This window comes from Marinobacterium sp. xm-d-579, assembly GCF_013282935.1.
Classification (GTDB): Bacteria; Pseudomonadota; Gammaproteobacteria; order Pseudomonadales; family Balneatricaceae; genus Marinobacterium_E.
Genome location: NZ_WBYP01000003.1, coordinates 37,547 through 51,560 on the forward strand (window position 1 = coordinate 37,547; position 14,014 = coordinate 51,560).

At 48.8% G+C, this 14,014-nt stretch carries 10 protein-coding genes; 6 read left to right on the forward strand and 4 right to left on the reverse strand.

Annotation, left to right across the window (positions count from 1 at the left end; translation table 11 throughout):
• The first annotated feature begins 155 nt into the window (after nucleotides 1-155).
• The 6 genes from XMD579_RS07350 to gyrB all read left to right on the forward strand — a co-directional run bounded on the left by XMD579_RS07350 (nucleotide 156) and on the right by gyrB (nucleotide 8,626).
• Complete coding sequence (locus XMD579_RS07350; RefSeq protein ID WP_173482169.1) at nucleotides 156-719, forward strand: TRAP transporter small permease subunit; 564 nt, start codon at nucleotides 156-158, stop codon at nucleotides 717-719.
• Entirely contained in the window at nucleotides 720-2,189 is a 1,470-nt protein-coding gene (locus XMD579_RS07355; protein ID WP_173482170.1) for a TRAP transporter large permease subunit, read from the forward strand.
• Nucleotides 2,190-2,468: 279 nt separating this feature from the next.
• Nucleotides 2,469-3,929: a chromosomal replication initiator protein DnaA gene (gene dnaA / locus XMD579_RS07360; protein ID WP_173482171.1), complete on the forward strand. Its 1,461-nt coding sequence runs from the start codon at nucleotides 2,469-2,471 to the stop codon at nucleotides 3,927-3,929.
• A 25-nt stretch (nucleotides 3,930-3,954) separates the two neighbouring features.
• The gene (gene dnaN / locus XMD579_RS07365; protein WP_173482172.1) at nucleotides 3,955-5,058 is read left to right on the forward strand and encodes a DNA polymerase III subunit beta; all 1,104 of its coding nucleotides are present in this window, start codon (nucleotides 3,955-3,957) and stop codon (nucleotides 5,056-5,058) included.
• Nucleotides 5,059-5,103: 45 nt separating this feature from the next.
• Nucleotides 5,104-6,210 (forward strand): DNA replication/repair protein RecF, encoded by a 1,107-nt coding sequence (gene recF, locus XMD579_RS07370; RefSeq protein WP_173482173.1) that lies wholly within the window; start codon nucleotides 5,104-5,106, stop codon nucleotides 6,208-6,210.
• Complete coding sequence (gene gyrB / locus XMD579_RS07375) at nucleotides 6,203-8,626, forward strand: DNA topoisomerase (ATP-hydrolyzing) subunit B (RefSeq protein ID WP_173482174.1); 2,424 nt, start codon at nucleotides 6,203-6,205, stop codon at nucleotides 8,624-8,626. Before recF ends, gyrB begins: the two co-directional genes overlap by 8 nt.
• Nucleotides 8,627-8,754: 128 nt before the next feature.
• On the opposite strand, the gene XMD579_RS07380 is transcribed toward gyrB, so the two are convergent.
• The 4 genes from XMD579_RS07380 to XMD579_RS07395 all read right to left on the reverse strand — a co-directional run bounded on the left by XMD579_RS07380 (nucleotide 8,755) and on the right by XMD579_RS07395 (nucleotide 14,009).
• The gene (locus tag XMD579_RS07380) at nucleotides 8,755-9,339 is read right to left on the reverse strand and encodes a hypothetical protein (protein ID WP_173482175.1); all 585 of its coding nucleotides are present in this window, start codon (nucleotides 9,337-9,339) and stop codon (nucleotides 8,755-8,757) included.
• Between the two features lie 114 nt (nucleotides 9,340-9,453).
• Nucleotides 9,454-11,505, reverse strand: coding sequence for a glycine--tRNA ligase subunit beta (gene glyS / locus XMD579_RS07385; RefSeq protein ID WP_173506150.1), 2,052 nt, complete (start codon nucleotides 11,503-11,505; stop codon nucleotides 9,454-9,456).
• Nucleotides 11,505-12,458 (reverse strand): glycine--tRNA ligase subunit alpha, encoded by a 954-nt coding sequence (gene glyQ / locus XMD579_RS07390; RefSeq protein ID WP_173482177.1) that lies wholly within the window; start codon nucleotides 12,456-12,458, stop codon nucleotides 11,505-11,507. The genes glyS and glyQ overlap by 1 nt, the downstream gene beginning before the upstream one ends.
• Before the next feature lie 102 nt (nucleotides 12,459-12,560).
• Nucleotides 12,561-14,009 (reverse strand): TrkH family potassium uptake protein, encoded by a 1,449-nt coding sequence (locus XMD579_RS07395; RefSeq protein WP_173506151.1) that lies wholly within the window; start codon nucleotides 14,007-14,009, stop codon nucleotides 12,561-12,563.
• Between the last annotated feature and the right edge of the window lie 5 nt (nucleotides 14,010-14,014).

Genomic DNA, 14,014 nt, shown 5'->3' on the forward strand with positions numbered 1-14,014 from the left:
GGCCATTTAATAGGCTTTTCGATCTGAAATTAAGACTTAAGTCTATATCTATCGTTTGTTCTGGTATGACCAGTTGCAACCTCTTCTTGTACCACACTTGAAAACCGGTCACACTGCGAGGCTATGACAAATAGATCAGAGAGCGTGTTTAAGGAATGAAAGCTTTACTGAAATTCTCAGCGGGCATTGATGCAATCAATGGCTGGGTTGGCAACTACATTAAATGGTTAATTCTTGCAGCGGTATTGGTCAGTGCAGGTAACGCAACAACTCGTTATCTGTTCAGTATCGCGTCTAATGCAATGCTGGAGTTGCAGTGGTACCTGTACGCTGCTGTGTTTACGGCGGCAGCGGGCTATGTGCTTAAACTAAATGAGCACGTACGCATCGATGTGGTGAGTCAGCGCATCTCACCAAGAGCCCGCAACTGGATTGACGTTATTGGTCTGCTCTTCTGTGTGATGCCGGTCAGCCTCTACATCTGCCTACAATCCATTCCCAATCTTTTAGAGACCTATGCTAACCAAGAGGTGAGTCAAAATGCGGGTGGCCTGCTGCGTTGGCCAGTGCGTGCAATGATTCCTCTCGGTTTTGGTTTGTTATTCATTCAAGCATTCAGCGAATTGATTAAGCGCTGGGCTTTTCTAAAAGGCTATATCGAAGATCCGCTGAGTAAAGGTGGTCACGTAAACATGGACGACGAGCAGGAGACGGCGTAAATGGAATTTCTAGCGGATAACATCGCGCCGATTATGTTCGGCACTCTGATCATCTTCCTTCTATCGGGCTTCCCAGTTGCGTTTAGTTTGGCAGCTAACGGCATTCTGTTTGCGATCATTGGTCATGAGCTTGGTCTATTGGATTGGGTGCTGCTTCAGGCAATACCTGAACGTATCTACGGCATTATGCAGAACGACACTTTGCTGGCGATTCCGTTCTTCACCTTCATGGGGATTATCCTGCAACGCTCAGGCATGGCAGAGGACTTGCTTGAATCGGCAGGGCAGTTGTTTGGGCGAGTACCGGGTGGTCTTGGTTATGCTGTCATTCTTGTCGGTGCGCTCCTCGCGGCAACGACGGGTGTTGTGGCAGCATCGGTGATTTCAATGGGCCTTATCTCCTTGCCGGTTATGATGCGATACCGTTATCACTACCCGACAGCGGCGGGTCTTCTGACCAGTGCCGGCTCGCTGGCACAGATCATCCCACCTTCACTGGTGTTGATCGTACTGGCCGATGTGCTTTCACTGTCAGTTAAAGATGCTTACATGGGTGCTATGCTACCGGCGGCAATGGTTGTGAGCTTCTTACTTCTATACATGTTCGCATTGTCGATCTTCAAACCGGCGATGGTTCCACCACTGCCAGCAGAGGCGCGTACTCTTCAGGGCACCAAGCTGATGGTGTCGGTTCTGACCGCGATGCTGCCACCGATCATTTTGATCTTCTTGGTATTGGGAACCATCTTCGTTGGTTGGGCAACACCGACCGAGGGTGGGGCAATGGGTGCTGTGGGGGCTCTATTGCTCTCGATCATCCGTCGTCGTCTGACGCTGGAGGTTATCAAAGGGGCTCTGGACTCAACGGCCAAACTGTCGACCTTCGTCATGTTTATTTTGGTTGGTTCATCTATCTTTGCTCTATCCTTCCGAGCAGTAAACGGTGACCTATGGATTGAGCACCTGTTTAGCTTTATCCCTGGTGGTGAGCTTGGCTTTGTTCTATTTGTCAGCTTATTGGTATTCGTACTCGGCTTCTTTATCGACTTCTTCGAGATAGCATTCATCTTGATGCCACTAATTGGCCCGGTTGCGGCAAACATGGACATCAACATGGTGTGGTTCCTCGTCGTGGTTGGATTGAACATGTCGATGTCGTTCTTAACACCTCCCTTTGGCTTTGCACTCTTCTACCTGCGAAGTGTGGCTCCAAAGAGCGATTACAAGGATGAGATTACCGGTCGTTTGGTACATGGCATGAAGACCATGGAGATCTACCGAGGGGCTATTCCATTCATCCTGATTATGCTGACATCACTGGCGTTGATCATCATCTTCCCAGAGATAGTGACCTACAATCTTGATGCACCTTTGGATGTTGATCTGGATACGATAGAGATCACTATCGATGGTATGGGTGGTGGTGACGACCCATGGGGCGCTGACGCGTCGGACCCATGGGCTGAGTAATACTATCTACGTTGAAAAGGCTGCTTCGGCAGCCTTTTTTGTGCCTGTTTTTACGTTGATTGTCAGTTTTTTGTGAATAAGTCTGTTTATAACTTATGAAAAAGCTGTCATTTAGTTGTTAAGTTCTGGAAAAAGTCGGATATAGGTCAAAGGTTGTGAGGGCTTGTAACCTATTGATTTAAAAACCTTGCCGCTATTTATCTGAAAATTCTGTGGATAATTGCACCCATTGGGGATAAGATTCAACCATACTTCTAAAAACCCACTGGGACTCAACAAATGTTTCAAGATCTATGGCAACAATGCCTAGAAACGCTAAAAGATGAACTGCCGTCACAGCAGTACAACACTTGGGTTCGCCCATTGCGTTTGGATCTAGAGACCGAGTCGCACATTGTTCTACTGGCCCCAAACCGTTTCGTAAAGGATTGGGTCGCGGATAAGTTCGTTACCCGCTTTCAAGATGTCGTTGAACGCTTGAGTGGTGAATCTGCGCCACTTATCGAAATAAGCATAGCAGGGTCCGTTGCCTCACCCGTCACTCGTACTCGACCAGAAGTGGCTCGAGCAAAGCCAATGCGTGTTGAGGCTCAAGAGTCCCAAGCTGAATTCACGTCGACCTCTATTGTTGCCCCTTCTACTGATATTATTCAGCCTGAGCTTGAGGTTCAGCCAGAGGTGATGGAGCGAACGGTGCAGGTCGAGGGTGGTTTGCGCCATCAGACCAGTTTAAACCCCAGCTTTACGTTCGAATCCTTTGTTCAAGGTAAATCAAACCAGCTAGCCTCTGCTGCGGCTCAACAGGTGGCCGATAACCCGGGTGGTGGTTACAACCCACTCTTTATTTATGGTGGTGTCGGCTTAGGTAAAACTCACTTGATGCATGCTGTGGGTGCAGAAATGCTTAAGCGTAATCCCAACGCTAAGATTGTCTACCTGCACTCAGAGCGCTTCGTAGCCGATATGGTTAAAGCACTTCAGCTGAATGCGATTAATGACTTTAAGCGCTACTACCGCTCGGTCGATGCACTGTTGATCGATGACATTCAGTTCTTTGCCAACAAGGATCGCTCGCAAGAGGAGTTCTTCCACACCTTTAATGCGCTACTTGAAGGTGGCCAGCAGATGATCTTGACCAGTGATCGCTATCCTAAAGAGATCGGTGGCATGGAAGAGCGCTTGAAGTCTCGTTTTGGTTGGGGTCTAACCGTGGCTATTGAGCCGCCAGAACTTGAGACGCGCGTCGCTATTCTTATGAAAAAGGCGCACGAAGCGCGAATTAAGCTTCCAGATGATGCCGCCTTCTTCCTTGCACAGAAGATTCGTAGTAATGTCCGAGAGTTAGAAGGTGCTTTGAAGCGAGTTATAGCGAACGCTCACTTCACTGGTAGTCCGATCACCACGACCTTTGTCAAAGAGTCGCTGAAGGATCTACTGGCATTACAGGACAAACAGGTTAGTATTGATAACATTCAGCGAGTGGTGTCTGAGTACTATAAGATCCGTGTAGCCGATCTTCACTCAAAACGCCGCAGTCGCTCAGTCGCTCGTCCAAGACAAGTTGCTATGTCTTTGTCTAAGGAGCTTACTAACCACAGCCTACCAGAGATAGGCAACGCATTTGGCGGTCGAGATCACACCACGGTCTTGCACGCGACACGAAAAATTAAAGAGTTGCGTGACAGCAATGCTGAGATCGCAGAAGATTACAAAAACCTGCTTCGTCATTTGACGACCTAACTGACAGACTGAGATAGGAATACGCATGAGATTCGTCATCACTCGTGAGGCTTTGATTAAACCACTACAGCTTGTTGCCGGCGTGGTTGAACGCAGACAGACACTGCCTGTGCTCTCGAACATTCTGATGGTGGCTGAGGGTGATCAACTCTCACTAACCGGTACCGATCTCGAAGTCGAGTTGGTAGGGCGCGTGCAGCTTCAAGAGCCGGCACAACCAGGTTCAGTGACCGTTCCAGCACGCAAGCTGATGGATATCTGTAAATCGCTCTCTGATGACGCTCGTATCGAGATGGAGTTGAGTGGTCAGAAGATGATCATCAAGTCGGGTCGTTCTAAGTTCTCACTAACAACCTTGGCGGCGTCTGAATTCCCGAATGTTGAAGATAGCCCACAAGCCTTCGAGTTAAGCTTGCCACAGTCAGAACTGCGTCAGTTGATCGAAAAGACAGGCTTCTCTATGGCGCAACAGGATGTCCGTTATTACCTAAATGGCATGCTACTGGAAGTAAGTGAAGACTCACTTCGTTCGGTTGCGACCGATGGTCACCGTCTGGCTACTTCGGCTTCTGCAGCGGATGTGCCAGCGGGTGGTGCGCATCAGATCATCGTGCCTCGTAAAGGTATTCTTGAGCTAGCTCGATTACTCCAAGGTGGTGACTCACCGGTTACACTGGTTATTGGTGCATCACACATTCGTGCCAATGTCGGTGACTACACCTTCACGTCGAAGCTGGTTGATGGCAAGTTCCCTGACTACCAACGAGTGATCCCTAAAAACGGTGACAAGGTCGTTCTTGGTGATCGCCAAGAGCTGCGTCAGGTATTCCAGCGTATTGCGATTCTATCGAACGAGAAATATCGAGGTGTGCGTCTGACGCTCAGCGATGGCTACCTTAAAGTGACGGCAAATAACCCAGAGCAGGAAGAGGCAGAAGAGACTGTAGCTGTTGAGTACGAAGGTCCTTCGATCGATATCGGTTTCAACGTTAACTATCTGCTCGATGTACTCTCTATTCTTGGTTCCGATGTGGTTCGTTTCACCTTAGCTGATGCAAACAGCAGTGCGCTGATTCAAGGCTTCGATGATCCAAACTCAACCTACGTCATCATGCCAATGCGCATGTAATTAACGCTTCAATAGAGGCCGTCCCTAGGGCGGCCTTTTCTGTTTATGCGCATCAAGCGACTACAACTCTCTAATCTTCGATCCATTCAATCCCTGGCCTTTGATGCGTCAGCGGATATCAACATCATTCACGGTCAAAACGGCAGCGGCAAAACCAGTATTCTGGAAGGTCTTCACTTCTTGTCTGTGGCCCGCTCATTCAGAACGCACCAGAGCCGATATGTCATCTCTGAGGGCCAACAACAACTGACCTGTTTTGCGAAGATTGAGGGTGAATCTGATTCCGGTGGTCTAGGTGTTGAACGAACCCAGCAGGGCGATGTGCGTGCCCGTTTCAGAGGTGAAGAGATCGACTTAACGGCCCTTGCTGGCTTAGTCCCGATGCAGGTGATCGACTCTGAAAGTTTCACACTTTTAGACGGTTCACCGTCTGTTAGACGACAATTTATCGATTGGGGTGGATTTCACCATTCTACGGGGTTTATTTCCGTCTGGAGAGGCTTTCAAAGAGCGTTAAAACAAAGGAATTCACTGCTAAAACGTGGTAATATTGATCGGTCGTTACGCGAGGTTTGGGATAGAGAATTTATCCTTCACGCAGAACGACTTACAGAGCTTCGAAGCGCTTATGTTGATGCCCTTTTACCGCACTTTACAGGCATTGCTGAGCAGTTGGTTCGAGAGGTCGTTACGGATCTACGTTTTAGCCCGGGTTGGGACAAAGATCAGGATCTACAGACTCTGTTAAATGAGAGTTTTGAACGTGATATGCGTCAGGGATTTACCTCCCTTGGGCCACAGCGTGCTGACCTTAAATTCAAGGTTGGAAGTCGCAGTGCCGCTGAGCACTTATCACGAGGCCAGAAGAAATTGGTCGTTAGTGCACTTAAACTTGCGCAGGGTCAGCTCTACGAGGCTACCCGAGGTCACTCCTGTATCTACTTGATCGATGACCTCCCTGCTGAGTTAGATAAAGAGCACCTGGCAACGTTTTGCTCGTTCTTGAAACAGAGCAACAGCCAAAGTTTTGTAACCTGTGTTGAGCCAAGCTCAATGCTAGAGGTATGGGGCGCAACTACTGACGGTGCCCTATTGAACGTCGATTCAGGTCAGTTAACTGCAAAGCAGACATTTGGAGAGATCTATGAGTGAATCAAACCAAGATTACGATTCGTCCAGTATTAAGGTTCTTAAAGGCCTTGATGCCGTGCGCAAGCGCCCAGGGATGTATATCGGTGATACCGACGACGGTAGTGGTTTGCATCACATGGTGTTCGAGCTGGTCGACAACGGCATTGATGAGGCACTCGCAGGTTTCTGTAGTGAGGTGGGCGTAACCATCCATGCTGACGAGAGTATTACCGTCAGCGATAATGGTCGCGGCATTCCGACGGATATCCACGAAGAGGAGGGTGTCTCTGCGGCCGAGGTTATCATGACGGTCCTCCACGCCGGTGGTAAGTTCGATGACAACACCTATAAAGTCTCAGGTGGTCTTCACGGTGTTGGTGTGTCGGTGGTAAACGCCCTGTCGACTGAGCTGCGTTTGACCATTCGTCGTGCTGGTCAGGTTCACGAGCAGGTTTACAACCACGGTGTACCGGCAGAGCCTCTAAAAGTGATCGGTGAGACGGATACCAGTGGTACGATCGTGCGCTTCTGGCCTAGCCCTGAAACCTTCACCAACATCGAGTTCCAGTACGACATTCTTGCTAAACGCCTTCGTGAACTCTCATTCCTTAACTCAGGCGTTCGTATTCGTCTTAAAGATGAGCGCTCTGGCCGTGAAGAAGTCTTTGAATACGAAGGTGGTCTAGCTGCCTTTGTTGATTTCCTTAACCAGAACAAATCGCCTATTAACAGTATCTTCCACTTCAATGCGATGCATGAAAATGGTGTTGGCGTTGAGGTCTCTCTACAGTGGAATGACTCATTCCAAGAGTCGATTCACTGTTTTGCCAACAACATCCCACAGCGTGATGGTGGTACCCACTTATCGGGCTTCCGCGCCTCCTTGACGCGTGGTTTGAACAGCTACATAGATTCTGAGTCGTTAAACAAAAAAGGCAATGTCAGCACCAGTGGTGATGACAGTCGTGAAGGTCTAACGGCGATCATCTCTGTTAAAGTGCCAGATCCTAAATTCTCTTCACAGACCAAAGATAAGCTGGTTTCGTCTGAAGTTAAGACAGCAGTCGAGCAGTTGATGGCAGAGCACTTCAATAACTACTTGCTAGAGAACCCATCTGAAGCGAAAGCGGTTGTGCAGAAGATGATGGATGCGGCGCGTGCCCGTGAAGCCGCGCGTAAAGCGCGTGAGATGACGCGTCGTAAAGGTGTGTTGGATATCGCTGGTCTACCGGGTAAATTGGCAGACTGCCAAGAGAAAGATCCGGCACTCTCTGAACTCTACTTGGTGGAGGGTGACTCGGCGGGTGGTTCTGCTAAGCAGGGCCGTGATCGTCGAACTCAAGCCATCCTTCCGCTTAAAGGTAAGATTCTTAACGTTGAGAAAGCACGTTTTGACAAGATGCTGACTTCAGCTGAAGTCGGTACTCTGATTACTGCACTAGGGTGTGGTATCGGCCGAGATGAGTTCAACGTTGAAAAACTTCGTTACCACAGCATCATTATCATGACCGATGCGGACGTCGATGGATCTCACATTCGTACCCTTCTATTGACCTTCTTCTTCCGTCAAATGCCAGAGTTGATTGAGCGTGGCTACATCTACATTGCTCAGCCGCCTCTGTACAAAGTGAAGAAGGGCAAGCAAGAGCAGTACCTAAAAGATGATGAAGCGATGGATATGTACCTGCTTCAAGGTGCTTTGGAAGGTACTTCACTCTATCCTGCTGAAGATGCGCCTGCTATCACTGGTGCAGCGCTTGAGACGCTATTTGGTCGCTACCGTAAGGTGATGGCAATGATCAACCGTCTCTCGCGAATCTACCCAAGCCAGGCTTTGATGCAGTCTCTCTATGTTCCGCGTTTGGCGGCCGATTCGCTGGGTGATAAAGCGACGGTAGAGGGTTGGGCTAAAGAGCTACAAGCTAAGCTAGATTCTATTGTTACGTCGGGTTCAGAAGTCTACACAGTGGATGTTGAGTACGACCAAGAGCACAGCTCTTATGTGCCGGTGGTTAATGTATTGCTTCACGGTATTACGAATGCGTTCCGTTTTGAGGCTGACTTCTTCCGCTCTAAAGATTACGACTTGATCGTTGATCTTGGGGCAGAGCTTTCTGGTCTGTTAGCGGATGGTGCTTACCTTCAGCGTGGCGAACGTCGTATGGATGTGACAGAGTTGGGCGAAGGCATTGAATGGTTGATGGGTCTTGCGCGTCGCGGCAGTAACATTCAACGCTACAAAGGATTGGGCGAGATGAACCCTGATCAGCTTTGGGAAACAACCATGGATCCTGATGCGCGCCGCATGCTTAAAGTGACGATCGAAGATGCTATCTCTGCTGATCAGTTGTTTACCACGTTGATGGGTGATGAGGTTGAGCCTCGTCGTGACTTTATCGAGTCCAACGCACTGAATGTCTCTAACCTAGATGTTTAATGTTTAGTGTTTTAGAGAAAGGGCGCCTATAGGCGCCTTTTTAATTTGTTTCACGTGAAACAAACTCCTTGTTTCTATTTCTAAGTTTCAATCTTATTTGATAAAAAGTTTCACGTGAAACATTTGAATCAATCGTCGCTAAATTCACTGTGCATCGCTTGAGTGAATCCGTCCATTGAAAATCTAATAGTAAAATCAGAACTAGACTTCGGTTGATAGTCGATGAACGTATGGCTTTCAAACATGTTTAAAAGTAGCTGGTTGTCATTTGGGATGGTCGGTGTGACAAATTGAAGATCGGCCCGCTTATCGTCACAACTGGCAGTAAAAGAGATAGGTATCTGATTGACGAGTGAGTGATAAATAGAAGGGCTGCTAAGGCAATCACTGACGCTGAGAATGAAGCCGGTTGTTAGAGCTCCATCCGTGTCATCACCAAAATACACCGCATATTTATCAAATTCATTAATGCTTCGGTGGAGATGTGTCGCAGAGAGAGGCTTGTTAAGCATATTAAATGGAATCATTTCGAACCCTATATAACTGTTCAAACCAAGTGCATATTTGATCTCTTCACCATTCGGGTGCTGGTTAAAAATGATAATTCGATCATCCTCATTGGTTATGGGTTTATCTAGGAAAAGTGTGTAAAACACTAAAAGGCCAATAATGAAATAGGCGATGGCGGTGAGTTTGGGATTAACTTTTTGCATCTTGCATCCTTGCAGTCAGTGGTTTGATTCAACACTATGCAAAGTAGTAGAAAAGCAGATATTTACAAATAAAAAACCCGAGCAGTGCTCGGGTTTTTTGATGGCCAATTAAGTTTAGCCAGCCAATTCGGAGATATCGGCGATTCCACCAAATAGCTCTTTAAGTTGTTGCAGCATCGCAAGACGGTTTTGCTTAACGTCAGCGTCATCTGCCATGACACGAACCTCTTCGAAGAAGCGGTCGATTGGCTGACGAAGATCAGCTAGAGCTTGAAGAGCGCCCTGGTAATCGCCTTCACCTGTCATTGATGCAACTGAACTGCTTAAACCCTTGAGTGCTTGAGCAAGCTCTTTTTCAGCCTCATCAGATAGCAGTGCATCGTTGATAGCGGTAGACGGTGTAGAATCTAGTTTCGCAAGGATATTACCAACGCGCTTGTTGCCAGCAATCAGTGCTGAGGCCGCTTCAAGTTGTGTAAAGGCCGCAACAGCATGAGCACGACGCACAAAGTCTAATGGTTTGCTTGGGCGAAGACCGTGGATCGACAGGTAGATCTCAGCGCTAATGCCCTCTTCTTCAAACCAGAAACGGAAGCGTTCCAGCATGAATTCAAAGACATTATCAGCAGCACTGTCCAAAGCAGGGAGTGCTTGGTAGTTTGATGCTGCAGTCTGAAGAAGCTCTTTAAGATCAAGATCTAACTCATGTTCAACGATAATACGAAGCACGCCCAATGCTGCACGACGCAGTGCAAATGGATCTTTAGAACCTGTAGGCGGCTGGTTGATCGCAAACAGACCGACTAGTGTGTCCAAGCGATCTGCCAAGGCTACAGCAATGCCCGTTTTAGAGGCAGGTAGATCGTCACCGGCAAACTTTGGCATGTACTGCTCGTAGATCGCCTGTGCAACTTCTTGCTCTTCACCATCGTGCAGTGCGAAGTGGTAACCCATAAGGCCCTGAAGCTCTGTGAACTCATAAACGGTATCTGTTAGCAGGTCACACTTAGCAAGTTGTGAAGCACGAGCGGCAAACGCTTCATTACCGCCAATCAGTTTGGCAATGGCAGTGGCCGTTGCTTCAATGCGAGCAGCTTTGTCGGCGACTGTGCCAAGCTCGTTTTGGAATACGACACTCTTTAGCTTCTCTAGGCGATCAATAAGAGGCGCCTTCTTGTCCGTTTCAAAGAAGAAAGCAGCATCAGCTAGGCGAGGGCGAATCACCTTCTCGTTGCCTGCAATCACCTGCTGAGGATCTTTAGACTCAATGTTTGAGATCGTAATGAAGTACGGCATCAGCTTGTTGTTGCTATCGACAAGGTGGAAGTACTTCTGGTTCTCTTTCATTGAAAGGATTAGGACTTGCTCAGGTACCTCAAGGAAGCGCTCTTCAAAACGTCCAGCCAATGCAACAGGCCATTCGTTCAGTGCACAGACTTCGTCCAGAAGATCTTCGTCAATCTCAGCAGTTCCGCCAATACGAGCAGCTTCAGCTAGCACTTGTTCACGAATCATTTCACGACGCTCAGCGAAGCTAGCCACAACTTTACCGGTGTTACGAAGCGTGGCAGCGTATTCACCTGCAGTCATCAGCTCAATATCATGTGGGTAGTGGAAGCGGTGGCCACGTGATTTACGGCCAGAAGTGACCTCAAGTAGAGTACAAGGCAGAACCTCATCACCCAGCAGCGCAACGATCCATTTAACAGGGCGAACAAACTCAGTACGGCTAGCCGCCCAACGCATACGCTTAGGAATCGGCAGGCCGCTCAAAGCGGTCTCAAGCATTCCTGGTAGAAGTTCTGAGGCAGGTTTGCCAACCTCAGTACCGCGGTAGACGTAGTAGTCACCCTTGTCGGTATTCTCAATGACAAGGTCTTCAAGAGAGACACCGCAGCTGCCAGCAAAACCTTTAGCGGCCTGTTCAGGTGCTTTTGCAGAGGGGCCGCGTTTTTCAATGTTACGATCAGGCTGTTGGCTGTCTAGCTCTTTAACCAATACGGCCAAGCGACGTGGAGCAGCAAATAGCTCTAAAGATGAACAGTTAAGCTGAGCATCGTTCAGTTGAGCCGTGAGGCTTTTACCCAGTGCGTCTGACAGAGAGAGAAGTGCACCCGGTGGTAGCTCTTCAGTACCCAGTTCAAATAGAAAATCTTGATTACTCATTACTCGGCTCCCTCCAGTGATGCTAGGACCTCTTGGCGAATAGACTCTTCTGCCATTGGGAAACCAAGCTCTTTACGCTTGTTGTAGTAAGCTTCGGCAACACCGCGAGCTAAGGTACGAACACGAAGAATGTAACGTTGACGCTCAGTCGCAGAGATCGCGTGACGCGCATCCAGTAAGTTGAAGGTATGCGATGCCTTCATGACCTGTTCATAAGCCGGTAGCGGTAAGCCGACATCCAGCAGTTTTTGACACTCTTTTTCGTAGTGCTCAAAGTTGCTGAATAGGTGTGGCACATCGGCGTATTCAAAGTTGTAAGTCGACTGCTCGACTTCATTTTGGTGGAATACATCGCCGTAGGTTACAACGGTACCGTCCGGTGCCTTAGACCAAATCAGATCGTACACACTGTCTACCTCTTGAACGTACATTGCTAGACGCTCTAGACCGTAGGTGATTTCGCCAGTGACCGGGTAACACTCAAGACCGCCAACCTGTTGGAAGTAAGTGAACTGAGTGACTTCCATGCCATTCAGCCAGACTTCCCAACCAAGACCCCAAGCACCCAATGTAGGTGATTCCCAGTTGTCTTCTACAAAGCGTACATCGTGTGTCAAAAGATCAAAGCCAAGACGTTCAAGCGAACCAAGGTAGAGCTCTTGGAAATTGTCTGGGTGAGGCTTCATCACAACCTGAAATTGGTAGTAGTGTTGAAGACGGTTTGGGTTCTCACCGTAACGGCCATCGGTTGGGCGTCGGCTTGGTTGAACGTAAGCTGAGTTCCAGCTCTCTGGGCCGATAGCACGCAGAGTGGTAGACGGGTGGAAAGTACCAGCACCCACTTCCATATCCAGTGGCTGAACAATTACACAGCCTTGCTCGGCCCAATACTGTTGTAGGGCAAAGATAAGACCTTGGAAGGTGCTTACATCAGGTTTGACAGTGTCGGTCACGACAGAAGTCCTCGGCTAGGATTTTTTGCAAAAAATTAGCCGAGAATTATACAGCATTCCTTAAGAATTTAAGAGGGGCGTAACCCTATCCATTTAATAGGGTTATCGGCGCCAGAAAGCCGGTGTTAGTAGGACTAATAAGGTAAATACCTCAAGACGTCCAAGCAACATCGCAAAGACCAGAATCCATTTGGCGGTATTCGGTATGTCACCATAGTGTGCCGCAACATCACCAAGGCCTGGGCCAAGGTTGTTGAGCGTAGCGCCCACTGCCGACCATGCCGTTACTTGATCCAGTCCAGTGGCTAGCAGAGCTACCAGCATCACCACAAAGACGATCAAGTAGACCGAGAAAAACCCCCAAACCGCTTCAAGCACTTTATTTGAAATTGGGCGTCTTCCCAACTTCACTGGCATGATTGCGTTCGGGTGAATCAGGCGCACAATTTCACGGTAACCCTGTTTTAGAATCAGCAGTAGACGTATCTGTTTCATGCCACCACCGGTCGATCCTGCACAGCCCCCGGCAAAGGCTGCCAAGAAGAGTAAGAAGGGCAGCATGGCGGGCCAGTGTGCAAAGTCCGCGACGGCAAAGCCGGTCGTCGTTGCAATGGAGACAACCATAAAGACCGCTTTGCGCAGCGCCTCAATCGATTCATAGGTACCAGTAAAGTCGAGCACAAACAGCGTAAACAGCGACAGGCTGATCAGAGAGAAGAGGTAGAACTTGAACTCTGGATCTGAGAAGTAGTGGGCGACACTGTGCTGTCTCCAAGCGGCAAAGTGAAGGCCGAAGTTGATCCCCGAAAGCACCATAAAGAGTACACAAATCATCTCGATCAGTGCGCTGTCATAGAATCCAATACTGGCATCGTGTGTTGAGAACCCGCCAATGGCAACAGTAGAGAAACTGTGGCCAATCGCATCGAACAGCTCCATTCCTGCCGCCCAGTAGCCCAGTGCGCAGGCAATCGTCAGCGTCAGGTAGATGTTCCAAAGCGCTTTGGCAGTTTCGGTGATTCTAGGTGTCAGCTTTGAATCTTTTACCGGGCCAGGTGTTTCAGCGCGGTAGAGCTGCATCCCACCGATGCCCAGCATTGGCAGTATCGCGACGGCTAGTACGATGATACCCATACCACCCAACCACTGCAGCTGCTGTCGATAGTAGAGCAGGGACTTGGGAAGCGTATCCAGTCCAGTGATGACGGTCGCTCCTGTTGTCGTCAGACCAGAGACGGCCTCAAACAGAGCGTCGGTAAAGGTAAGGTTTGTTTCGGCCGAAAAGTAGATAGGTAACGAACCGAAGAAGCCCAGTACCGTCCAGAATAGAACGGTAATTAAGAAGCCGTCGCGTGTTCGCAGATCTTGGCGGACTCGCATGAAGGGGAGCCAAATCAAAAAACCGGTAAACAGCGTGACGAAGAAAGCCCCAACAAAGGCCTGAATATTGCCATCGTCGTAGATCATCGAGACGAGGGCTGGCGGAAGCTGAGTGATGCTGAATATCATCAACAGCAGGCCAAGTATTCTGAGAATCACTTTGAAGTGCATGGGAG

Excerpts from the sequence above, each read along its gene's own strand:
- XMD579_RS07350 (WP_173482169.1), top strand. The coding sequence starts at position 156 with ATGAAAGCTTTACTGAAATTCTCAGCGGGCATTGATGCAATCAATGGC.
- XMD579_RS07355 (WP_173482170.1), top strand. The coding sequence starts at position 720 with ATGGAATTTCTAGCGGATAACATCGCGCCGATTATGTTCGGCACTCTG.
- dnaA (WP_173482171.1), top strand. The coding sequence starts at position 2,469 with ATGTTTCAAGATCTATGGCAACAATGCCTAGAAACGCTAAAAGATGAA.
- dnaN (WP_173482172.1), top strand. The coding sequence starts at position 3,955 with ATGAGATTCGTCATCACTCGTGAGGCTTTGATTAAACCACTACAGCTT.
- recF (WP_173482173.1), top strand. The coding sequence starts at position 5,104 with ATGCGCATCAAGCGACTACAACTCTCTAATCTTCGATCCATTCAATCC.
- gyrB (WP_173482174.1), top strand. The coding sequence starts at position 6,203 with ATGAGTGAATCAAACCAAGATTACGATTCGTCCAGTATTAAGGTTCTT.
- XMD579_RS07380 (WP_173482175.1), bottom strand. The coding sequence starts at position 9,339 with ATGCAAAAAGTTAATCCCAAACTCACCGCCATCGCCTATTTCATTATT.
- glyS (WP_173506150.1), bottom strand. The coding sequence starts at position 11,505 with ATGAGTAATCAAGATTTTCTATTTGAACTGGGTACTGAAGAGCTACCA.
- XMD579_RS07395 (WP_173506151.1), bottom strand. The coding sequence starts at position 14,009 with ATGCACTTCAAAGTGATTCTCAGAATACTTGGCCTGCTGTTGATGATA.